Source organism: Dialister histaminiformans (assembly GCF_900103425.1).
Lineage (GTDB): Bacteria > Bacillota > Negativicutes > Veillonellales > Dialisteraceae > Allisonella > Allisonella histaminiformans.
Genome location: NZ_FMXA01000009.1, coordinates 45,932 through 69,216 on the forward strand (window position 1 = coordinate 45,932; position 23,285 = coordinate 69,216).

21 protein-coding genes are annotated in these 23,285 nt (G+C 44.8%); 1 reads left to right on the forward strand and 20 read right to left on the reverse strand.

Annotated features, from left to right (window positions below; all coding sequences use genetic code 11):
• Positions 1-49 precede the first annotated feature (49 nt).
• From csn2 to BLQ79_RS04325, 5 genes are all read right to left on the reverse strand, one after another.
• Positions 50-721: a type II-A CRISPR-associated protein Csn2 gene (gene csn2 / locus BLQ79_RS04305; RefSeq protein WP_159427841.1), complete on the reverse strand. Its 672-nt coding sequence runs from the start codon at positions 719-721 to the stop codon at positions 50-52.
• On the reverse strand, positions 718-1,023 hold the full coding sequence (gene cas2, locus BLQ79_RS04310; RefSeq protein WP_091364225.1) for a CRISPR-associated endonuclease Cas2: 306 nt from the start codon (positions 1,021-1,023) through the stop codon (positions 718-720). The genes csn2 and cas2 overlap by 4 nt, the downstream gene beginning before the upstream one ends.
• A gap of 4 nt (positions 1,024-1,027) precedes the next feature.
• Positions 1,028-1,909 carry a type II CRISPR-associated endonuclease Cas1 gene (gene cas1, locus BLQ79_RS04315; protein ID WP_091364228.1) on the reverse strand — a complete coding sequence of 294 codons (882 nt, stop codon included), beginning with the start codon at positions 1,907-1,909 and terminating at the stop codon, positions 1,028-1,030.
• Complete coding sequence (gene cas9 / locus BLQ79_RS04320) at positions 1,909-5,988, reverse strand: type II CRISPR RNA-guided endonuclease Cas9 (RefSeq protein WP_091364231.1); 4,080 nt, start codon at positions 5,986-5,988, stop codon at positions 1,909-1,911. The genes cas1 and cas9 overlap by 1 nt, the downstream gene beginning before the upstream one ends.
• Before the next feature lie 363 nt (positions 5,989-6,351).
• Positions 6,352-7,821: a C69 family dipeptidase gene (locus BLQ79_RS04325; RefSeq protein WP_091364232.1), complete on the reverse strand. Its 1,470-nt coding sequence runs from the start codon at positions 7,819-7,821 to the stop codon at positions 6,352-6,354.
• Positions 7,822-7,972: 151 nt separating this feature from the next.
• Here BLQ79_RS04325 and BLQ79_RS04330 point away from each other — a divergent pair, with 151 nt between their 5' ends.
• Positions 7,973-9,250 (forward strand): Y-family DNA polymerase, encoded by a 1,278-nt coding sequence (locus BLQ79_RS04330; RefSeq protein ID WP_091364234.1) that lies wholly within the window; start codon positions 7,973-7,975, stop codon positions 9,248-9,250.
• Positions 9,251-9,696: 446 nt separating this feature from the next.
• Here BLQ79_RS04330 and BLQ79_RS04340 read toward each other — a convergent pair whose 3' ends face one another.
• The 15 genes from BLQ79_RS04340 to BLQ79_RS04415 all read right to left on the reverse strand — a co-directional run bounded on the left by BLQ79_RS04340 (position 9,697) and on the right by BLQ79_RS04415 (position 23,145).
• A complete protein-coding gene (locus BLQ79_RS04340; protein ID WP_091364238.1) occupies positions 9,697-10,341 on the reverse strand; it encodes an NAD(P)H-binding protein in 645 nt (214 codons plus the stop codon).
• Between the two features lie 850 nt (positions 10,342-11,191).
• Positions 11,192-12,730 carry a glutamine-hydrolyzing GMP synthase gene (guaA, locus tag BLQ79_RS04350; protein ID WP_091364242.1) on the reverse strand — a complete coding sequence of 513 codons (1,539 nt, stop codon included), beginning with the start codon at positions 12,728-12,730 and terminating at the stop codon, positions 11,192-11,194.
• Positions 12,731-12,875: 145 nt separating this feature from the next.
• Positions 12,876-13,427 carry a phosphoribosyltransferase family protein gene (locus BLQ79_RS04355; RefSeq protein ID WP_091364244.1) on the reverse strand — a complete coding sequence of 184 codons (552 nt, stop codon included), beginning with the start codon at positions 13,425-13,427 and terminating at the stop codon, positions 12,876-12,878.
• 53 nt (positions 13,428-13,480) lie between these two features.
• A complete protein-coding gene (locus tag BLQ79_RS04360; RefSeq protein ID WP_091364246.1) occupies positions 13,481-14,506 on the reverse strand; it encodes a hypothetical protein in 1,026 nt (341 codons plus the stop codon).
• A 73-nt stretch (positions 14,507-14,579) separates the two neighbouring features.
• On the reverse strand, positions 14,580-15,299 hold the full coding sequence (locus BLQ79_RS04365) for a metal-dependent hydrolase (protein WP_091364248.1): 720 nt from the start codon (positions 15,297-15,299) through the stop codon (positions 14,580-14,582).
• Between the two features lie 25 nt (positions 15,300-15,324).
• Positions 15,325-15,918: an ANTAR domain-containing response regulator gene (locus tag BLQ79_RS04370; protein ID WP_091364250.1), complete on the reverse strand. Its 594-nt coding sequence runs from the start codon at positions 15,916-15,918 to the stop codon at positions 15,325-15,327.
• Entirely contained in the window at positions 15,918-17,312 is a 1,395-nt protein-coding gene (locus tag BLQ79_RS04375; RefSeq protein ID WP_234944922.1) for a sensor histidine kinase, read from the reverse strand. The genes BLQ79_RS04370 and BLQ79_RS04375 overlap by 1 nt, the downstream gene beginning before the upstream one ends.
• A complete protein-coding gene (tsaD, locus tag BLQ79_RS04380) occupies positions 17,309-18,340 on the reverse strand; it encodes a tRNA (adenosine(37)-N6)-threonylcarbamoyltransferase complex transferase subunit TsaD (protein ID WP_091364253.1) in 1,032 nt (343 codons plus the stop codon). The genes BLQ79_RS04375 and tsaD overlap by 4 nt, the downstream gene beginning before the upstream one ends.
• Before the next feature lie 10 nt (positions 18,341-18,350).
• Positions 18,351-18,809, reverse strand: a complete 459-nt coding sequence (rimI, locus tag BLQ79_RS04385) for a ribosomal protein S18-alanine N-acetyltransferase (protein WP_091364256.1) — start codon at positions 18,807-18,809, stop codon at positions 18,351-18,353.
• Positions 18,782-19,477 carry a tRNA (adenosine(37)-N6)-threonylcarbamoyltransferase complex dimerization subunit type 1 TsaB gene (gene tsaB / locus BLQ79_RS04390; RefSeq protein WP_091364259.1) on the reverse strand — a complete coding sequence of 232 codons (696 nt, stop codon included), beginning with the start codon at positions 19,475-19,477 and terminating at the stop codon, positions 18,782-18,784. The genes rimI and tsaB overlap by 28 nt, the downstream gene beginning before the upstream one ends.
• Positions 19,461-19,934: a tRNA (adenosine(37)-N6)-threonylcarbamoyltransferase complex ATPase subunit type 1 TsaE gene (gene tsaE / locus BLQ79_RS04395; protein WP_091364264.1), complete on the reverse strand. Its 474-nt coding sequence runs from the start codon at positions 19,932-19,934 to the stop codon at positions 19,461-19,463. The genes tsaB and tsaE overlap by 17 nt, the downstream gene beginning before the upstream one ends.
• Complete coding sequence (locus BLQ79_RS04400; protein ID WP_234944923.1) at positions 19,927-20,826, reverse strand: patatin-like phospholipase family protein; 900 nt, start codon at positions 20,824-20,826, stop codon at positions 19,927-19,929. Before BLQ79_RS04400 ends, tsaE begins: the two co-directional genes overlap by 8 nt.
• 12 nt (positions 20,827-20,838) lie before the next feature.
• Positions 20,839-21,597, reverse strand: coding sequence for a 2,3-diphosphoglycerate-dependent phosphoglycerate mutase (gene gpmA / locus BLQ79_RS04405; RefSeq protein WP_091364267.1), 759 nt, complete (start codon positions 21,595-21,597; stop codon positions 20,839-20,841).
• 13 nt (positions 21,598-21,610) lie between these two features.
• Complete coding sequence (thiL, locus tag BLQ79_RS04410) at positions 21,611-22,597, reverse strand: thiamine-phosphate kinase (RefSeq protein WP_091364269.1); 987 nt, start codon at positions 22,595-22,597, stop codon at positions 21,611-21,613.
• Positions 22,597-23,145 carry an isochorismatase family protein gene (locus BLQ79_RS04415; RefSeq protein ID WP_091364271.1) on the reverse strand — a complete coding sequence of 183 codons (549 nt, stop codon included), beginning with the start codon at positions 23,143-23,145 and terminating at the stop codon, positions 22,597-22,599. Before BLQ79_RS04415 ends, thiL begins: the two co-directional genes overlap by 1 nt.
• Positions 23,146-23,285: the final 140 nt, after the last annotated feature.

A 23,285-nucleotide genomic window follows, 5' to 3' on the forward strand; every position in this document is an offset into this window, starting at 1 on the left:
ATTAAGGTTCTCTGCAAGTGGATACACCCCACCGGGTGTCGTGATTCCATTAGAATATCTGACAAAGATCTTTGTCAATAATAAACCAGCTTTCTCCTTTTATCTTATCATATTCCCTCCCTTCCATTAGCATTACTGGTATTTTCTCATCCAGTATAGTTCGATAAAACTCTTCTAACTGTGCATCATCCAGATATGCTCGGAACTGATTGAATATAAAAAGAGCAGGCCCTATCAATTCTGTACAGATTTTCATATATTCGACCATTCGTTCTACCAGACTGAGCCCCTCTTCATCAACTTGCAGGTTAACCGCCTTAAAAAACAATTTAATATCCGGATCCCAATCATAACAAACCGGAACAGAAATCTCCTGCTGCAACTCTTCGACGTACTGTAATACCGTTGCAATAATCTGATTTGTTTTCTTGTAATAAGCTTCCGATAAACCTGCGTTCTGAAAGCATTCATACAACTTTTTTAGTATCTGTCGATTTTCAAAATCAATATCCCATGGTGAATTTATAAACACAGCATTTTTCTTTATTTCCAGTTCTTTTTCATCCTCATAAAGTACAAATCGACCTTCTCCGGATATTGTCTGCTGATATAGTTCATTTGTCATTTCATAAAAATATTCTGCATTCTCAATAGCCATAACAGGTATATGTTCATCATCAAAAATAACCGGTGTTTCCCATTCCGGATGTACAAGTTTCACAATATCACCAACCGTTCGTCTGACTCTACAATCTCCTCCTGCTTCTCCCCCGCCACCAATTCAATCTGTGCATACTGCTTTTCTGTAATCATCATCATCTGAATAAGTCCTTTACCCGTTCCTTCGCGTCTTACTTTATTCATTACCGCTTTAGCTACAGAAACATTAGGAACGATCTTACTGTAAACAGATTCCTGCATCATCACAAATCCATTCCGAATCAGAAATTTCCGGAAATGGATATATGCTTTTCTTTCTGCTGAAGAAGAAACAGGCATGTCAAATAACACCAAAACACGCATAAATCTACTTCCCATGAATCACTTCATACCTTTTAATTAACTCCGGTTTTCCTTCATTAACTGCATGTATCACACTTCTGCAGTAAATTCCAATTGCCTGCATTACTGTCCTTTCTTTCTGTGCAATATACACCTTGTCATTAAGGATATTAATTAATCGTTCTTTTTCCTCTTTTCCTACCATTTTGGGTTTAAGTTCCATCACTACCTCATCCACGAGTGGGCGAAAGGGCTCCATTAAATCACATCCCAGATTAAAGGGATTATAAGTATTATCATGGAATATTCCCAGTTTTGTACTGTATCCTGTACTTACGATTTCCCTATTGCATGCAGAAAGTAATATGGCATATCCATAATTCATCGCTCCATTCACTGCACCTTCATTGTTTCTAGAAAAAGTATTTCCCCAGAGCGCACCAAAGTATACTTTTGCCGCAAATCCTTCTCTGTTCGTATCATCTCCCGGTTCCACCTGCGTTTCATAAGTTTTCAGCAGTTCCGATTCCCGTTGTTTCCCATGGTTACCCAAAACATCGGCCTGCTTGTGTATCTTATCCATAACAATAGACTGCCAGACACTTCTTTTATCAGCCAAATTCCAATGAATTTGTGTCCTGAGACAACAGCTGGCATCTACGGTTCCAGCATAACTCAGCAGTTCTCCTTCTGGATTACGTTTTTCATCACAGAAAATAACCTTTATTTTACGTTTCATACATTCATGCAGCCAGGCGGCTGTCAGGGAAACGGCCGTGGAATCAACCATCACTGTTTCAATTTCATCCATAAATACTTTATGCGTCTCCATTCCCCTGATAACCATATAGCCAAGACTATAACTTATTTTGGCCCGTTTAGTAACTACTATAATCCTCCATCCCATCATTCCTCCTTATAGGGTGCCAGACGGACCTTTTTCTCAAAAAAGCCTGTTACTGACTGATTAATAAGGTAAATCTCATCTGAATCTGACAGATTCTTTGATTGAGTCAACACCCCTGCCTGTTGAGCTCCATCAATCGAGCTCAAATTCGATGCAACCGAATTACACTGAAATAAGTGCAGTATTTCTCCTAAAACTTTACATTTCTTTTCTTCGGTGAGCTCTTTATACTTGGGTTCACCTCTTTCCAGCACCTCGCTCATTTTAGATAAGCGTCCATTATACACTGTATTCTTTGCTTTATTTCGGAATGCATCATATAACGTTTTAAGATCTTCTGATTTTATCTTATAATACGTAAGTTTTTCATTAGGATTTTCCTTATTCCGTTTTATAAATTTTAAGACTCTTTTCAGTATCTGAGTTTCTTTTTCTGAAAGGATCAGCTGTTCCGCATTTTTTACGGCATATCTTTTATTAGTCTTTCCTGTAATGTTTACTCTGAACCCATTAACTGACAATAATGACTGAAGTGGTATTTTATCTATTTTTACTTTAGGTGCATGCAGTCCCTTTCCTTCCTTAGCCCAAAGTGTTGTGCAATAAGCTTCCTTGTCCTGTACAGTCTGCAACTTGCCTGTCAGATAAAGCGGAACAGATTCCAGAATATATTTTGGTTCATTCTCCCTATCCAGGCCTTCAACGTACATCATGTAAGCTATTGTTGCCTTGTTATATCCTCCATATTTCTTTATATCTGAACACTCTGTCTTCCCCTGTTTAACGGGTACCTGTCCTTTTCCTGCCTTCATCAGATTAATATCAAACAACTTTCCGTGGCCCATATACGTCATCTGAGTGAACAGTATATTGTTCCTCTTCATCCATTTCCTTACTATGCCTATCGTGCCTTCTTTCCCTGGAATAATGTTTCCATCTGAATCTCTTTGTGGTGGAATCCATGCTACTATGCCATTACGTTCAATGCGATGTTCGCACATACTTGCCATATTCAGCGTATATTGTTCATTGCCCTCTTTTATAAACCAGCCTGGGTTGGATGTAAATTTGGTATTATACATGTTTCCCACAATAATATTGATATATGCATCTTTGGCATGATGATAATCATTCAGTTCTCTGACTTTTACAAAGTCCCAGCAATGACGAAATTCGGCTGCAGCTTTTGCCTTACAATAAACAATCTGCGTCCCCGGAAGTGCATGCTTTAATATCTCGGCCACTGCCTTTGTACTCTGTCTTGTTTCTACCAACTGTCTCCCTACAAAATCAGCTAATTCCTCCACTGTCAAAGGTGTTGCCCGCACCAGGCGATCATATTTTTTTCTACTGATTAGCCCTTTGTCCAACAGGACTTTCCAGAATCCCTTGTGGCGTTTCCTTATTTCTGAAGAAATCGGATAATTATCCCCTTTCTCTGCGTTTTTCCACCTTTCTACTAATACTCTGTTATCCAAACTATCATCTGCCGTTTTTGATCTGGGATAAATATGATCGATATCATATTCATTTTTATCCCACAATGACTGAATATCAATCGGTTTTCCGGTATACATAGACTTTCCCATCTGCGTGTAATACAAATACAATCTGTCACTTCGTAAGTCAGCATCTGTCCGTTTATTGATGTCGTCAGCCCAGTTTCTTGTATCTTCTTTGCAATTCTCATATAAAGCTACTAACCGCTCTTTTCTGGATTTTTTGCGACCCTCTTTTGCTACTGTTCCTCTCGCCATTTCAATAAACACCTTTTCAGGAGCCGTTCCCATAATATGCTGAATTTCCTTAACGATTTTTAGTGCCTGCCAGATAGGACGCTTTACTGCTGGAGATATATTTAGTTTATTTATAGTCGAATAGGTTAATTTTTCTTCCCCATAATTTTTTTCATTGGCTGTTTCAACGGCTGCTCTGTATCCATAGGAATTTCCCATGATTTCCATAAGGTTATAACTGGTTTTCATTAATGCCGTAATGATATTCATTATTTCCCCCGTTGATACATCTACCAACGGTTTTTTCTCAGGAATAATTTCAGTAAGGAACTCACGGGAAAGTCGTCCCCATCCTCTGTATTTAAGTCTCACTAAATCTTTTAACTGGTCCTTTGTTACCTCCGGCACAATCTTTTTCAACACCTTTTGCAGCATGGTCTTATCCATACTGAAAAGAGTAATCGCCTTGATTATTCTTTCCTCAGTTTCTCTATCCAGAGAATTTTGAAATATCCGATTCATATCTATCCAAGGGGCCAGGGATTCTTTAAAATCTCCATCGATTCCATGAATTACGGATGCCTCTTCTGCATCTATTCCCTCACGTATTAAAAACTGAGAAAATTTTTTAAGAGTTACTTTTTTATGCTTCAAAAACAATTCATTCCAGATTTTTTCTTTGAGTTCCAGAGTCAATTTCTGGTCAGCATATCCAACACGTACATTATTAAGTGTATTAAGCAACATGTATTCTGTATAAAGCAGTGAATTCTTCGGTAATACGTCTTTACCAATCAGATAAGTGCATTTATTGGTCATTCGTCCAATAAATATTCTGGCACTTGCTTCTTCATCAATATAATCTTTGAAATTCCACGGAGTAATCGAGCCATCCTTCAAATGTGCAGCCCATGCATATGGAGAATGTCCATTTAAGGGGCCTACATAAAAAGGCACCCTAAACGTAAGAAGCATATGAATCTTTTCCGCCACCGTTCCATATCCATCTTTCTGCTTTAAAAATGGCAAATATGACTCTGCCTTATTTAAAATACATTTCAATTCATATTCATTAAGCTGGTAAGGAATGATTCCATTGACTTTAGTTACTGCTTTAGGCAAGAATTCATTTCGTTCCAGCTCCTTCAATACATATTCTTTATCCTCAGAATCAGGTAATTTCTTAACTAATTGTTTTAATTCTTTGAAAAAATCAGCCGAATCAGTCTTTTTTTCTATAACTACCTTTTCATTTTTCACCTTACACATCCCTATATAGGCGCTATAGCTGGATTTTCCTGTACCTTTAAACATGGCATTATATTCTTCCGGATTCTTCTTAAGTAACCGTTTTAAAATTTTCAAATCCTTTTTGTGCTTTTCATATCTGGCAATTCTAGCTTCCGAAATTGTGCTTGCATCTCCCATCAGTTCATTCAGTAATGACCAGTCATATAATTCTTTGGTTGCCTGTATAAGATTCCACTGATCATCCGCTAATCCGTCTTGCAATGCACTTTCAAGTTCATCATATCCGTCAGAAAAACTAAAACTATTCACTTCCGAATCTGTTAATTGTTCTTCCGCAAACAGAACAGAAAGTTTTCCCTTTCCGCCTGTCAAAAATTTCATCAGTTCCTTAAGCTGCTTATTTCCCTTGATTTCAAAACAGTTCTCTAAATATCTTCTTTTTTCGCTACTCGAAAGATCTTTGTTAGCAAGAATTTGCTGTACTTCCTTACTCTGCCCAGGAGTTAAAACAAAATCTAAGCCATCCTGCACTGCTTCCTCAAAACGGTAATAATATGGCTCAAATTCCCCTTTAAGATTTCCATTTATACGCAATGAATCCCGTAGAAAATGGCCACGATGTTTTATAATATGGTGAATCGCCAGATAAACTAAACGTACATCAAAAGGTTTATTTTCCGTCATGAGTGCATAGCGTAAATGATATATAGTCGGATACTTTTTATGGTAGGTTTTATCCGTAAAATCTTCATCATTAAATAATGAGTTTGTCTGTTTAACTTTTTTATCCTCTTCCCAGAGATTGCTTTCATTCAGGCGCGCAAAAAATCCAGGATCCACTTTACTTATTTCCGGTGCAAACAGTTCCTGTAATAAATCAATACGATGTGCACGTCTCTGCGTTCTGCGCCTGGCTGCTCTATGCAATCTACGATCTTTTGCTGTGCTTGCCTCATCAAACAGCCGGACTCCCCAAAGCGCTTTCCCTGCCTTCTTAATAATGTTGTATTCAGGATCTGTTACTGCCCATCCTACAGAACTGGTTCCCATATCTAATCCAATAAAGTATTCTCTTCTCGTTTCTGCAGCCATTTGACTTCCACCCTTTATTTAATATAAAATACATATAACAGATGTTTAACCATCATCTGAATCACATCACAAGTTCAAATAAAAATTTATTCAAACCGTCATTTCGATGACCTCCATGTGTATGGAACTAAGTAACAATTCTGCGGAATTGTTACTTTTTTATTGCACCGTTTGTTTATCATTATAAACTATATATAATAATTTTTGTAAATTATTTTCTATCTCTATGATACAACCTAACATGAGTAAAAAAACTCACATTATGCTCATGCTAAAAAAAACAGCCACGTAGTGGATTATCTACTGCTGATAATCCACTGTGTGGCTGTTTAATTCATTCGATTCTTAAAAATCTTCCCCTGCTCAGGCATCGCTTCTTGCGAAGGAGTTCTTCATACCATTGCTGGCGGTATAAAGAACATTGCCCAGGGTCCGGGTGGTTTCTTCTCTGGCAATGGAGGCCATTTCCTCATTAGCCGCTTCCAGGAATGCGTGAACATCTGTTGGATGTTCTGCCGCAAATTTTCTGTCAGTTCGAATAATGAATTCATGACCTTTACTATGCATAGTATTCTGATATCTTTCAATATGAATAGCACTGGTATTAAAATGCGCATCGGCCAGTGCGCCGATCAGACGGTTAGCCCAGTAGAAATTATCGGTGGTGACCTTTTCTGTGGTATTGGCCAGATAGTCCGGAGTTCTGGTTACATTGGCATAAAATGGCACGAAGGCATTAAACACATTAGAGCCTTCGGCAATCCATTCTACCGCCATGATTTCTTCCGGCATATATGGGCGGAGCTGTGTCAGTGCCACGAAATTGGTTCGATTGATACCGATGGCGCGATATTTATTTCTTTCGCTGTTTTCCCCATGTTTGCCATATGGATCATAAGAGGTTCCCTGATAATGGGCGGAAAGTACATATTTTACATCTTCCACGGTAATCAGTTTTTCCGGCACCATGCTCCATGGCAGGGTATCTGATTCCGGAGCAAAGCCGGTTTCCTTTTCTTTTCTGCAGAGCTGTGGATTCAGCGTGCGCAGCATAAACCAGGCGCGGCAGGTGTTATAAGTATGATCCGAATCATCATGGCTGCCAAAAGCGGCCCGGGTATCAAAATGTTGTTCATCGGCCAGGGAATACCCTTCCTCATGCGGTGTCAGATTCAGATGATTTTCCGTAACAAATTCCACCAGATCAGCTGAACACATATGCTCGTTCTGCTCTCCCAGTGCATCGGTGAAATCGAAGGAATCAATGCCCAGCTGATTAGGAACTACTACATAGCTGTTATCCGGTACCTTTTTGGCCATCCAGTGATGTCCTCCAATGGACTCAAACCACCAGATTTCATCTTTATCCTGGAATCCGATGCCGTTCATTTCATAGGTGCCGAACTGTTCATGCAGCTTACCAAGGCGGATTACCCCTTCCCGTGCGGAATGAATGTACGGCAACACAATGGTCAGATAATCTTCTTCACCGATTCCTCCTTTTACCAGCGGGTCAGCACCCAGCACTCTCGGATTAGAGGTTATCGTTTCTGTTTCTGACATAGCCACATTGACTTCATTGATACCGGCTTCGCCCCACACCCCCTGGGTGGACGGAGCATCCGGCATGGACGTATACCTCATAGGGTTGTCCGGAAGTTCTATTTCCACTTTGGAAATTTTAGACACATAATGTCTCGGCTGATCTTTCGGATTAATTACCGTAAATTTTTTAGAAGTAAATACCCCCGACGGAGAATCCTCATTGCGGGCCATCATAGTGGATCCGTCATAGGAAGCATTTTTACCTACAAGAATGGTTGTACATGGCATAACTGTTCCTCCTTCATACGTTTATATTCTATTTCTTATTTTAACACACCGGAGTCTAAGAAAATCATGGTTCGTATTGGAACAAATGTTCTTTATGTGGTAGAATATTTTCATATAGAACTTTTGTTCGTGGCGAAAGGCGGGATCAGGATTGCCCTTATGTACCTATGTCTGTATTGATTTAAAGAGTTTTTATGCCTCCGTGGAATGTGTGGACAGAGGACTGGATCCCTTTTCTACCAATCTGGTAGTAGCTGATCCGTCACGAGGAAAAGGCGCGCTCTGTCTTGCCATTTCCCCTGCCATGAAAGCGCTGGGGGTACGCAACCGCTGCCGCCTGTTTGAAATTCCCGCCCATATGCGCTACATCACCGCCATACCCAGAATGCAGCATTATATCGATGTATCCGCTGAGATTTATGGCATATATCTGCAGATGATTGCCCCGGAAGATATCTACGTGTATTCCATCGATGAATGTTTTATCAACATAGCTCCCTATCTCCATCTGTACAAGAAGACCCCCAGGGAAATGGCCGTCTTCCTCATGGATACTGTCCGCAGAAAAACGGGAATCTGTGCTACTGCAGGAATAGGCACTAATCTATTTCTGGCTAAAGTGGCCATGGATATTATTGCGAAGCATGTGGACAGCCATATTGGTCTGCTTACAGAGAAAAGTTTCCAGAAAACCCTGTGGCATCACCGCCCTATCACCGATATATGGAATATTGGTAAAGGAATTGCCCGTCGTCTGGAAAAATATGGTGTTTTTGATCTGTACGGTGTCACCCTCCTCCCCAAATCCCTGCTCTATAAGGAATTTGGGTGTAATGCCCAGTTCCTCATTGACCATGCCTGGGGCCGAGAATCCTGCACGCTGGCCGATATTCATTCCTATCAGCCGGAATCCCACTCCCTGTCCAACAGTCAGATCTTATTTTCAGACTATACCGCGGAAGATGCCGGCCTGCTTGTCCATGAAATGAGCCGTGTACTTATCGATGAGCTGCTGGAGAAAGAACTGGCTACCCAGGCTATATCCCTTCACATAGGTTACAGCCACGACGAAGCTCTCTCTTCCGGAGGCACCAGAAGACTTGCCTCCTATACCGATGTTCCCAGCATCATCACCAGCGCCTTTACTCAGCTTTACCATGATAAGGTCCGGCGTCTGTTCCCCATACGCCGGCTAAGCCTTTCTCTGGATCAGGTCATACCCGCCGCCAATGTGCCTGTCCAGTTAAGTTTATTTGAAAACACAGAGCAGGAAGATAAAGAACGGATAAGGGAAAAGGCTATAATTTCCATAAAAAGACGCTTTGGAAAAAATGCCATCCTGCGCGGTACTGACTTACTCCCCCAGTCCACCGCAAGAAAACGAAATACTCTGATAGGCGGTCATAATGCGGGACTGTGCAAGCCATAGCATAAGAAAGTGAGGTGAATCCTTTGAAAAATAATCGAGCCAGACAATTTCTTCCTTTCAACGGACTGCGAGGTTTTACAGAACAGTTGAAAAAGCAGGAAGAACATTTCGAAGAAGAACTGCCCCTTACCGATGATGAAGCAGAATCTTTAAACCATATAGTCCCCCGGCTTACCCGAGGCAGCCTTATCCACATCCGTTACTATCATCTGAATCAATACAAAACCCTGCAGGGTTACCTGCAGGGCATAGATACTGTTCACCAGATTCTCCATCTGTGCGGTCAGTCTATTTCTTTTTCACACATAAAAAGTATCCAGCTTTGTTCAAACAAAGAAAACTGTCAATAGTAAATACAGTAAATCTGTATCTGGGACTCACTTCCCCGGTGCTGTAGAAACAGAAAATTTATATTCCGGTTTTCCCTGGAAATCATCAGATGATTATTACTTCCCATATGTCCTTATATCCTGGCCTCTGATGATATGGACTCCTTCGGGCTGTTCTTCTCCAGCGCGCTCCATCGCCGCTGCCACCACCTCTGTCTTCATGGGATTCCAGTTTCGGAAGCACCCAAACCGGTTGCACAGCTGAATCAATGCCACAAGTAGCGGTTCCGTTATTCTCTTTGTCTTTTTCCTTATAAGAGCCGGTGGCTGCATAATGACCAAAGAAGGAAATTCCAGCTGCTGCATAGCCTTCTCCAGTTGCCCTTTCATGGACATATAAAAGTAACTGCTTTTTGCATCTGCCCCCAATGACGAGACCAGAACCAGCTCCCGCACTCCGTTTCGTCTGGCTGCTCTGGCAAATTCATACTGATAATCATAATCCACACGCCATTGCGCATCCTTGCTGCCCGCTTGCTTTCTGGATGTTCCCAGTGCGGAAAACAGGACATCTCCTTTTACCAAACCTTCCCATGCCTTCGGGTTTTCAAAATCTATGATATGTTCCTTAATCCGGCTATCCCTTAGTCCACAGGACCGCCTCACAAAGATATGTATTTCTTCCCAGCAGTCATGCTGCAGTAACTCGCTGACCAGATCACGCCCCACCGCACCTGTGGCCCCTATCACTAATGCTTTCATATATACCTCATAATTTTCACAAACTTTTCCTGTATTATTGCTTTATTATTGTATGGGCACCGAGGCATCCATGTCAAACTGGTATCCAAGTACTTTAGATAACCACCATTGGATGATGATATATCCCCAATTTCAGAATATATCACTCCGGCTTTTCTCAGATATTTCCATCAGCAAATTGCTGTCTTTTCTTCGTCCAGTTTCTTTAAAAACTGACTTACACAGGCGAGTCCATTTTTTTATGTTCACTTTCAAATGCATATCCCAGACGTAAGGAATATTCAATGTCAAAGCAACTCCCTGGAACAAGAAGTGTTTTGTACTCATTCATCAGTCTGTCACAAAATTCACGACTGCCAATATCAAAATCATAATACAAAAGAGTTGTTGTGCCTGCGGTTTATACCATGAAATATGTGGCTCTTCCTCTACCCATTGCTCCAGTATTTTTAAATTTTTAATGTATGCTCCTGCCACCTTTGCAATATTTACTATATTTATCAGCCCATTTTTGTCCATAAGTGAGCCGAATGGATTATCAGGGTTATTCACCACGATTAATTTTGTTTTTTGTTAACGAGTGATTTTAACTGATACGTACCCCCTTTACTGGACAATTAGTAAAAGGGGGACATATCAGATCAGCCCTCAGTGGTCACTAAACTTTTTTCATAGTGATAAATAGCCTATACCCCAGAATGTATCCATTGTATTTTTTATATCATCTTATATCCATCCGCTCAAAGTGATGTGGCCAAAAAGTTAGATGAAATAGTATCAAAATAGTATCACCCGCAAATTAAAAAGTCTGAAAAGCCAGATTCTATCGAGCTTTTCAGACTTTTATTAATTATTCCCATTCAATAGTGGACGGCGGCTTAGAAGTTACATCGTAAACTACACGGTTTACCCCCTTAACTTCGTTGCAGATTCTGCGGCTCATTTCATCCAGAACTTCCCATGGGAAATGGAAATAATCTGCAGTCATACCATCGGAACTGGTAACTGCACGAATTCCTACGGTATAATCATAGGTTCGTTCATCCCCCTGTACGCCGACGCTGCGAATTGCTGCCGGAAGTACAGCGAAAGACTGCCAGATATCATTATAGAGGCCGCGCTGTTTGATTACATCGCGGACAATGAAATCGGCACGACGGAGAATGTCCAGTCTTTCCGGAGTGATTTCCCCGATAATGCGGATAGCAAGACCCGGGCCCGGGAATGGCTGACGGTTGATAACTTCTTCCGGAAGTCCCAGTTCACGCCCCAGCTGACGAACTTCATCCTTGAACAATTCACGCAGCGGTTCAATAAGGCTGAACTTCATATCCTTCGGAAGACCGCCTACATTGTGGTGAGACTTAATGGTAGAAGCAGTGGCTGTACCAGATTCCACTACATCCGGATACAGTGTGCCCTGTACCAGGAATTTTACATCTGGAATCTTGTTAGCTTCTTCCTGGAATGTATGAATAAATTCCGCACCAATGGTCTTACGCTTCTTTTCCGGTTCAGTTACACCCTTGAGGAGATCCATAAAGTGTTTGGACGCATCAATATGAACCAGTTTCATGTTGAACTTGTTTGTGAATGTATCCACTACCTGTTCAGCTTCACCCAGACGCAGGAATCCGTGATCTACGAATACGCAGGTCAGCTGATCTCCGATAGCCTTGTGAACCAGTACAGCGGCAACAGAGGAATCCACACCACCGGATAACGCACAGATTACATTATGATTGCCAACCTGTTCACGAATACTCTTTACTGCAATATCGATATAGTTGCCCATGGACCAACCGCCCTGGCAGCCGGCAATTTCAAAAAGGAAATTCTTGAGCATAGTGGTGCCTTCCGGAGTATGTACTACTTCCGGATGGAACTGCACACCATAAATGCGTCTTGCTTCATCAGCAACCGCTGCGGTCGGGGTCAGATCGGTATGTCCTGCTAAACCAAAGCCGGCCGGCATATCGGTAACCGAATCTCCATGGCTCATCCATACGGCGGTTTCTTTGCTTACACCTTCAAACAGAGGGCTGCTTCCATCGCGATAGAACATGGCATGACCATATTCCCTCTTTTCCGGACGTGCTACCTTGCCGCCCAGTTCGCTGCAGATAAGCTGCATACCATAGCAAATTCCCAGTACCGGAATACCTGCATCAAAAATCCGGGTATCCACCTTCGGTGCGTCCGGCGCATTTACGCTGGCCGGTCCACCGGAAAGGATGATTGCCTTAGGATTCTTTGCCAGAATTTCTTCTGCAGATTTTACGTACGGGAGAATTTCACAGTATACACCGCATTCGCGAACTCTTCTCGCGATAAGCTGAGCATACTGGCCGCCAAAATCGACAATAACAACTAATTCCTGGTGCTCCATTTCTTCCTCCTGCTTTCTTATCAAAATGCTATAAGAATCATTATAACATGGAAAACGTATATGTATAGGCAATATGTACAGAAAAACCGGTTATTCTATGATTTTATCCGGCAAATTCTGCAATCTGGACACAGAATGTTCTGTATTATTCCGCTTTCAGGAGAGGAAGTTCTTCCAGATAGGTAATATCATGGCGCTTAGCTGCATCGCCTTCTGCCAGAATGGCAAACCGTCCGATGACCTGACCGCCAGCCTGCAGCGCCAGATTCTCCAGTGCGGAGATGGATCCGCCGCTGCTGATTACATCATCCACCAGCAGTACCTTATGACCGCGGATTCTTTCGATGTCGTCATCCATGAGGCACAGAATCTGCTTCCCCGCGGTAGTGATGGAATGGTCTTCCACTACCAGAGGATTTTCCATATAGGCCTTAATTGATTTTCTGGCCACTACATAGTAGGGAAGTCCCATATGACGGGCCATGGATTCTGCCAGCGGAATACCTTTTGTTTCCGCTGTCATAATGACTTCCGTATCCGCTGGTGCCTTCGCCGCCAGGGCCGCTGCCGTTTTTTCTGTGAGTTCAATATCCCCCAGAATAATGAATCCGGCAATGGCAATTTCGTCATTCAGATTGATAACATGCAGTTTTCGTTTGCATCCTGCTACATTGATTTCATAAAATCGCTTTCCCACGTTTTTTCCTTCTTTCCAACAGGAATCCCACCTGTCGATTTAAGTCTTCCTGATTACTGATTCGATGAAGAAGAGGTGATTTCCACAATCGGTTTAGACTCGATTTCCACTTTAATGGTATCGTCGTCCTTCTTCTGCTGTGTTCCTTCAGCTGCAGAATCCCCGCTATCCGTACCCTTCTCTGCCGCTGGTTGTCCTGCCTGATTGTCCGCGTCTTTATTTTCTGCCGCCTTCTGTGCAGCTTCTGCTTCTTCTACGCGTTTATCCACCATGTTGTCATCTTCGGTCTTCTGAACTTCCTGCTGCTGTTCATAGAGAATCTGGTCTACTTCCTTTTCATATTTAGCACGATGTTCTTCGCCACCAATATCTTTTCGAAGCAGCCGGGCCGCCAGATCATATGGCTGCCCCTCCTTATGCGGAATGGCCTGCCATTTCCCTGAGCTGCCTAACACAAAATTGTTTCCATCTTCTGCCAACCTGAAGCTTACCACTTTCTGCTCCTGTACCTGGCCTTCAACAACATTCAAAATAATGACCGCCACGCTGATGCCATCATCGGAAATATCCTTAACGGTAGCCGAATTGATATCCATGTATACACCCGTATCCTGAAGATCTGACGTATCACTGATCATCGGATAGTTCGTATTGTTCCATAAATAAGTCACCGTCTGTTTACGCGTACTGTGCCCGACCTTCTGACGAAGCAGCACTGCGGCCTGAGAAAATGGATTGTCCTCACTGTCTGGCAGTATCATCCAGTGATCCCTGCTGTCGAGTACATAGTTCTTCTGGTTATCAGCCAGTCTGAAACGCACCACTTTCTTTTCAGAAACCTGTCCCTGAACTACATTCAGGATAATAGCCGCCACATCGACTCTGTCAGCAGTATCTTCTTTAACCGCCGCTGAGTTTATATCCAGATACAGGCCGGTATCCGGCATGTCAGCAGTTGTACCAATCATGGGGTAATTCGTGTTTCCCCAGAGATAGGAAGCAGCTGATGCGTGAAGCATCCCCCCGATTGTCAATGCTGCAGCCAGGCAGGAGCTATAAAAAACATGATTTATTTTCATATCTGATGCCTCTCTTTCACGCTACCCATAGTATTATACCCTATCTATGCAGAGATAGGCATACCCCTGCCGATTATAATTCGCCTTTGGCTCTGGCATCGCGGATATCCAGGTCAAGAACGAGTGCCTGTCCGGCCGCCAGCGGATGGCAGCGCATGCCGGCTCCTTCCACCTTTTCTCTGAATGCCTTTACATCCTGGGCAATCACCGGCCAGGTATTGTAATGTACCGGAATAACCGCGCCGGCATGGAGCATCTTAGCCGCTTCTACCGCAGCATCCGGTCCCATGGTGAAATTATCGCCGATCGGAAGGACCGCGTAATCAATATGGAAGTATCTGCCAATCAGTTCCATATCTCCAAACAGAGCGGTATCCCCCGCGTAATATACGGTAGGACCATCGGTAAAGGAAAGGACATAACCGCAGGCACAGCCGCCAGCCACACCGCTGCTGTGCAGGGCCGGTACCATGGTAATGCTGCCGAACTGTGTCTGAACGGTTCCTCCCAGGTTCATGCCATGGGAATGTACTCCTTCCGGAAGAAGTCCCAGTACTTCCGGAACCCCGATGACAATCGCATTGGTCCTCTGAGCTATAGCGGCCGCATCCCCAAAATGATCACTGTGCGCATGAGACAGAAGGATCATATCGCAGAATACATCGCCAGAGGAAACATCCGATTTCTCATTGCCATCCAGAAACGGATCAAAAAGCAATGTCAGTGACGGTGTCTTTAATTCAAAACATGCATGTCCATGATAGATAAACTTAAGATTATACTTGGCCTTCATATGAACAATCCTTTCTTATTTGAACTTATTTTCCCTTATTCTGTTTAGCCATTATTTCTTTTATAATGCGCTGACAGACTTCAGTAATCGACATATGCCGTTTCATACTGATAACCTGAATACGCCGATGCGCTTCATTCTCTGACAGACCGTAAATTTCCATAAGCAGTCCTTTGGCGCGGGCCAGCATTTTCCGCTCCGCCATTTCTGACTCCATCTCCTGTACATGATGGACAATTTCTGCCCTTTTTCTGAACTGGCTGACCGCAATGGTAAGCGCGGGAAACAGGTTCCTTTCTTCCACCGGTTTCATCACATATCCAAAGACCATGGATTCTCCGGCTTTCTTTATAATCTCCTCATCCCCAAAGGCGGTAAGGAGCACTACCGGCGCCCAGTGGTTGTGAGCAATGATTTTAGCGGCCTGCAGCCCATCCAGCTCCGGCATTTTAACATCCAGAATAGCCACATCCGGTTTCAGTTTCTTCACCAGATTCAGGGCTTCCACACCATTAGTCCCCACGCCGACCACTTCATGTCCGGCTTCTTCCAGCATCTCTTTCAGGTCCATGGTGCTGAGGACTTCATCATCGGCAATAACTATCTTATACGATGCCATTATCTGTCCTCCTTAAGGAGGCAGGTAATTTCTGCTGAAACCCGATCCCCCTCATTAACAAAACAAAAGGTTCCACGAAGTTCTAATTCCACCAGGGTAGTAACAATCTGCAACCCCAGCCCATAGGATTTTTTCCCGAATCTTTCCGGCAGGAGTTCCCCGTTGTTCTGGATGATAATGTGGAGAGAATCCCCTTCCACCCTGTCCTCTACCCGAAGTATGCCCTGCTCCTGTCCTTCCAGTCCATGGCCTATGGCATTATGAATCAGTTCATTGACCGCAATGGACAGGTGAACCGCCTTATCAGAGCTTAAAATCACCGGTCCCTGCGCGCGGATCCGTTCCAGCCGGATGCCTCCGCCGCCCAGACTTCTAACCGACAGATCACACAGTTTATCCAGAAGGATTTCCCAGTCAATATCTTCACCGCTCTGATGCGCCAGAATGTCATGAACCTGGGAAATACTTACAATCCTGTCTACCGCCTTTTTCAGCGCGCTCCGGGTTTCCGGATTATCAGAACGCCTGGACTGCATACGGAGAAGTCCGGCCACTGTGTTCAGGCTGTTCTTTACCCGGTGATGGATTTCCTTAATAACTGACTCTTTTACCAGAAGCTGCTGCTCTTTTTCCCGCACTGCGGTAATATCGGATACCAGCAGTATGATTCTCATAACCCGTCCGCTCTGCATCAGTGGAAGTGCCCATATAGATAAGGTCATCGGCCCGGCTTTTTCTTCACCCTGCACTACCCGACCCTTTTCCATAACTTCCTGCACCATAGGCAAATGGGCCAGCAATTTTCCTTCCACGGCCTTGTCTATGTTTTCATTGCCAAAGACCAGGGTAATCCCGGAAGCGGTATCATTGGCGTACATAATACGTCCTACCGCGTCGAGAATGATTACCCCATCCTGCGGGCGCACCGCGCGATATTCTCGCTCCGGCAGCGGTACCTGAAGTACCTGGTTGGCCGTATCCGTGAGTACCTGTTGCTGTCTTATTCCGGAGGCCATAATGCCTATGACTGCGAACGGAATGCCTGCATTATCCAGAACCGGATAGGCCGTTATCCCTACAATTCTGCCTATAGCCAGTTCCTTGCGGCCTACCACTTTTTTACCCAATTTCAGGACCGTGCTGGTTATGGCAAATTCATCAGTAAGAAATGTTTCTCCCGGTGAAAAATACGTCTTCCCCGTATCAAACGAAGGCTTTCCTGCTGCCAGGATGACAATCATATCTTTGTTCTTTCCCGGAGCGCAGATATAAATCTGATTCCTCGATATATCGGCAGCAAACCCGATGGCTACCCGGATATGGGTAAGGATACGCGCCTGTACTTCGGTCAGGTCCGTGTATTCTCTGGCTAACGAATAAAGTTGATCTATCATTTTTTCAATTCAAACTGTTCTGCTAAAAACGGAAGGCGGGGATCTGCGTTCAGCGTGAGCGGAGCATATACTCCGGCCTGCGCCATATAGTACGCCCGGCATCCAATCATGGCCCCATTGTCCGTACACAGTACAGGGTCCGGGCGGCACAGACGGACGCCCCTCTTATGACATTCTTCTTCCAGTGTATGACGAAGTCCGTGATTTGCAGCCACGCCGCCGGCCAGTGCCAGTGTCTTAAATCCGGTACGTTCCAGCGCCTGCATGGCTTTTCCAACCACGTCATCCACCACCGTCTTCTGGAAAGAAGCTGCCACATCCGCCTTATTGACTTCTTGTTTCTTCATTTCCGCCGTATGAAGATAGTTGATAACCGCTGACTTCAGGCCGCTGAACGAAAAATCCAGGGTATCATGTTCCCGTCGAAGCGGAATCGGAAAATGAATGGCCTCCGCATTTCCTTCTGCCGCCAGCCTGTCGATATGCGGACCGCCTGGATAAGGAAAACCCATAACGCGCGCAATCTTATCAAAGGTTTCTCCTGCCGCATCATCCCTTGTCTGTCCCAGAAGCTTGAATGTGTTGTAATCTTCTACAACCACCAGCATCGTATGACCTCCGGATACGACCAGAGACAGGAACGGAGGCTCAAGGTCCGGGTATTGCAGCAGGTTGGCAAAAATATGGCCTTCCATATGGTTCACCGCAATCAGCGGCTTATTCAGAGCCCAGGCACAGGCCTTGGCTGCTGCCACACCTACCAACAGCGCACCTACCAGCCCTGGTCCTTCCGTAACGGCAATGGCATCGATATCATCCCATGTACAATCCGCTTCTCTGAGGGCTTCCAGCGCCACAGGCAGCACATCCTCTATATGATGACGCGATGCAATTTCTGGGACTACTCCCCCAAATTTCTTATGAATGGCAATCTGTGTTGAAATTACATTGGAGCAGATTCTGCGTCCATCCTCTACTACCGCACAGGATGTTTCATCACAGCTTGTTTCAAAAGCAAGAATCTTCATACCTTCCTCCTTACAAAGTTCTTGTCATAATATATCCATCTTCAGCAGGATGCTCATAAGCGCCCTTTCGAAGAGAAGCAATTTCCAATCCATATTTCTTATATAAATGCTGAGCCGGCAGATTTCCTATCCGCACTTCCAGTGACATATGTGTGAGCCCGCACTTTTTTGCCTCTTCCATTCCGCTCCGGAGAAGTCTCTCCGCTATGCCCATCCGGCGCATGGCAGGTTCCACCCCTATATTGACGAGCTGCAGCTCATCCACTACAAACCAGAAACAAGCAAAGGCCGCCACCTGATGATTGACTTCCGCTACCCAGTAACGGCTGAGCGGCTGCGCCAGATCATGGGCTACCGTTTCTTCCCTCCAGGCATCAGTAAAGCACAGGGTCCCAATGCGGTAAATCGCCTGGGCATCCCGGGCCTCTCCCCGGCGGATGATTATTTTTCCCTGTGTCTCAGTTCCCACTGTACTTCTGCCTCACTTCTGCGAATATAATTAGGCGTAACGGTAAGCGGACTTTCCGTTTTTCCCTTTTCCAGCTTGTTCCAAGCGGCCATAGCCACACTTCCGGCGCGGCAGCAGCGGATAGCCGGCGGCGCCAGCGTGATACCGGCTTCTGTCAGCTTGCCAGCATACTTATCCGCCGCTTCGCCGAGCGCGGTAACCGGAACACTGAGTCCGCTGACTTTCTCTGTCAGTTCATCTATGGAAATAACGGTTTCCTGCTCTTCTTTGATAACTTCGGAACCATGGACGCTATACAGCGCTGCGTATACGTTTCCGCGCTGAGCATCCATAATCGGTAATGCATACGCTTCTCCGCCAGCCATATTCCAGGCCAGTGCTTCCAGTGTATCCACCCCGATAAGAGGTACATCCCATATGCAGGCCATCATCTTTATGCTGGCCAGTCCTATACGGAGTCCGGTAAAAGATCCTGGTCCTAAGGAACAGGCCACTGCCGTGATTTCTTCTCTGGATACACCGGCATCTTTCATCATATTGTCAAGATGCGGAATTAGCTGTTCCGAATGGGTCAGTTTTCTCTGTACGGTCCATTCACTTATCAGTCTGTCTTTTTCTGCCAGTGCGCAGCTTAATACCAATGATGATGTATCAATGGCCAGCAACATATTGTTCTATCTCCTTTACCAACTTCTGCGGAGCCCGTTCTTCCCATTGGATGGTCAGTTTTCTTACGGTTTCTGATTCAGCCTCTATGGTGATTCGGATGGCTTCCTTCGGAATCAATCCGGGAAACATATCCGCCCATTCCACCACAGTCACTCCGCCAACACTATATTCATCCCAGCCTATGTTATATAAATCCTCTTCCCGGTCCAACCGGTAAAAGTCAAAATGCTTTAACGGGAGACGCCCCTCAAAGATATTCATAATATTGAAGGTCGGGCTGGTTACCACTTCATCGATATCCAGTCCCCGGGCAATCCCCTGTACCAGATGTGTTTTCCCTGCTCCCAGGGTTCCTGATAACGCGATAAACAGATCATCCTCTGCATGTTTTCCGATAAAGATACCAAAATCTCTGGTTTCTTCTACACTATGAGTTGTCAGAATCAGTTCATGCATGGAATATCCACCTCATCATCTCATCAAAACGTTCTCTCCCGATGCGCAGACCTTCATCATATAATGCCTGCAGCTTGTTTACATCCTTTTCTGTCCGGGAAACTTCCACCGGCTTATCCGGACGTATGATAAATACTTCGCCCCTCTGTTCCCTGCGAATCAGTTCTTCCGCCTTTTCATTATACCGTTCAGGAATAGAAGCCATCATGTCCGCTATCCGACGCAGGGAATCTCCAAGCAGCGTACGAAGTATCATATGCTGCAGTTTTCCTACCCTTTTTTTCCGATACGATATATCCCGGGTAAGGATATATACCGGACGTTCCGTCTTAAAAGGCAGCTCTTCTGGCAGCGGCGCCAGCGGCATACCGACTCCGCCATCCACATACAGGGATCTGCCTATGGTCACAGGACTGGAAAACAGAGGAATGGAACAGCTGGCTTCGCATACCTTTATGTAATCTTCCCAGCTATGCCCCTTATTGCATACATATCGAACCTTCCCGGATTCGCAATCGGTAACCAGCGCCATCATACGCTCCGGTGCCGACATAAAGGTTTCCGTATCGAAGGGAACCAGCGTGTGAGCCAGCTCGCCGAACATAAAATCAAAATTAAAATAAGAACCACCATGCAGCATATGCCACACGCCCATATAGCGTTTATCCGCCGCATAAGTAAGGTTCACCTTACAGTTTCTTCCCCGCTGCCTGGATAAGTAGCAGAGGGCCTGCATGGTTCCTGCGGAAATAGATGCGATTTCAGGAAAATAATATCCTCGTTCCATAAAGGCATCCAATACCGCCGCGGTAAATATGCCGCGCATGGCACCCCCTTCCAGTATAAGGGTTCCCTGTGGTTTCTTAATAGATTCACCCTTAAGCAATGTCACTCCATCGTCCCCTTACTTTCCACTGGATTTTGCCGACTGATTCTTTACGGCTTCAATGGCTGCCTTAATGGCTTCCTGATCTCCCAGGAAAGAGCGGTCAATAACCCTGAAGTCATCGCTAAGATGATAAATCATCGGTGTGGCTGTAGGAATATTAATGCCCACAATTTCTTCTTCCGGCATATCTTCAATATATTTCATCAATGCGCGGATAGAATTTCCGTGAGCCGCAATCAGAACCTTTTTACCCTTCTGAATTTCCGGCTTGATGACCTGTTCAAAGTAAGGCGCCACACGAGCTACAGTATCCTTGAGGCATTCGGTATGAGGCAGCTTAACTGTCTTCATGATTTCCTTATATACCGGCTGATTTTCCGGAAGTCTTTCATCTCCATCCGGGAGGACCGGAGGACGGACATCATAAGAACGACGCCACTGCAGCACCTGTTCTTCTCCATACTTATCAGCCATTTCCGTCTTGTTCTTTCCCTGCAGTGCCCCATAATGACGTTCATTCAGGTGATAATCCTTGATCACCGGAATCCAGTTCAAGTCCATTTCATCAAGTACCGCGTAGGCGGTATGAATCGCTCTCTTAAGGACGGAAGTGTAGCAGATATCGAACGTATATCCTTCTTTTTTCAGAAGTCTGCCTGCCGCCCGGGCATCTTCAAATCCCTTTTCGGTAAGATCCACATCGGTCCATCCGCAAAACAGGTTCTTTTTATTCCACTGACTCTGTCCATGTCTGATAATTACTAATGTATACATAGTTCGGCCTCCGTTATTTCTCAAAATGATGATATCCTTCTGGTTTCAGGATATGCATGGTATCCCTCTGTTTTAATTGTACAACACCGTTTCCTTCTTCGACATAACCAATGATATGCACCTCAGAAAAAGTCTGCAGTCTATGCGCAGCTGAACGGGGAATGGTAAAAACCAGTTCGTAATCTTCTCCTCCGGTAAGCGGAAAATGAAGAATATCCTGATGAATCAGCTGACTGAATCGTATAGTTTCTTCAGAAACAGGAATCTTCTCTCCATCCACAACGATATTGACATGACTGGCATGAGAAATCTCATTCAGCTCACTGGATAACCCATCGGAAATGTCATCCATCGCACTGGCTCCCAGTTCCCTGAGTTTCCAGGCCAGCTCCGGATTCGGCTTCGGCCGTCTGTGTTTCTCCGCCAGCCGTGGAAACTTTCGCTCTTCCTTACGGAAAATAACTTCCAGCCCGGCACCGGAATCCCCGGGATGCCCGGTTACACAGACCAGATCTCCCGCTCTGGCCCCGCTTCTTTTCACTGCCGTGTCTGCGGGAACCATGCCGGTCACCGTACCCGTGAGAATGATTCCCCCAGGTGAGCCGGTAATATCTCCGCCCAGTAAATTTACCCCATAACGCCTGCAGGCCTCCCGGATACCATCGTAACAGGCTTCCAGCCAGGCCAGAGGCAGATTTTCAGGAAGTCCCGCCGAAATAACAAATCCACAGGGACGGCCGCCCATAGCTGCCACATCGCTGAAATTCGATGTGCACAGCTTGAATCCCACATCACACGGTCCCATAGTTTCTGCCGTAAAATGAATGCCTTCTACCATGGTATCCGTTGAAATCAGTTCATCCATTCCATCCGGAACGGTATATACTGCGCAATCATCCCCGCTGCCCAGCTTTACCCACTCCGGACGATTGATAAAGCCGTGGGTAATCTTCCGGATACATCCAAATTCCCCTGTATCTTTTACCGTTTTTTCCGCCATCAGATACTGTTCACTCCGCGCGCTTTCAGATCTGACAGATTTTTCTCATGCGCCTGCTGATCAACATATCCCAGACCATCTTCCAGCAGAGTAACTGTATGTCCTGCCTTCAGAAGAGATAATACGGTTTCCCTTACGCAGAATTCAGAGGCAATGCCTGCCACATACACATGGGGCGACACCGCATCTTTCAGCACCTCTCCGGCCGCAGTCTTTCCAAGAAACGCAGAATATTCCTCATGATCATCCGCTATCCCTTTCAGGTAACGATTAGCTGCCACTGGCCGGTTTTCTTCCTTTTCCACCTTGGAAAATTCCGAATCAAGCTCTGCTCCCTTCGTCCCCTGTACGCAATGATCCGGCCAAATTCCGCCATTCCGTTTAAAAGACTGATTAGACGGCCTGTGCCAGTCCGATGTATATAAAGCTTTCACCTCATGCGTATTCAGAAAATGAATAATTGCCTCTACCGCCTCATGGCTGTGTTTGCAGGCTAAGGTTCCATCTATAAAGTCATATTGACAATCCACAATAACCAAACTGTCCATACTATCCCCCGAAAGATAAACTCATACTATTATTTCTCAGTGAATCTTTTTTATTTTAACAGTTTCAGGTATGACTATACAACCAGGACAGCGGAATGCAGGCTTTCCGTCTGACTGTTTTTTTATGACGTTCTCACGGT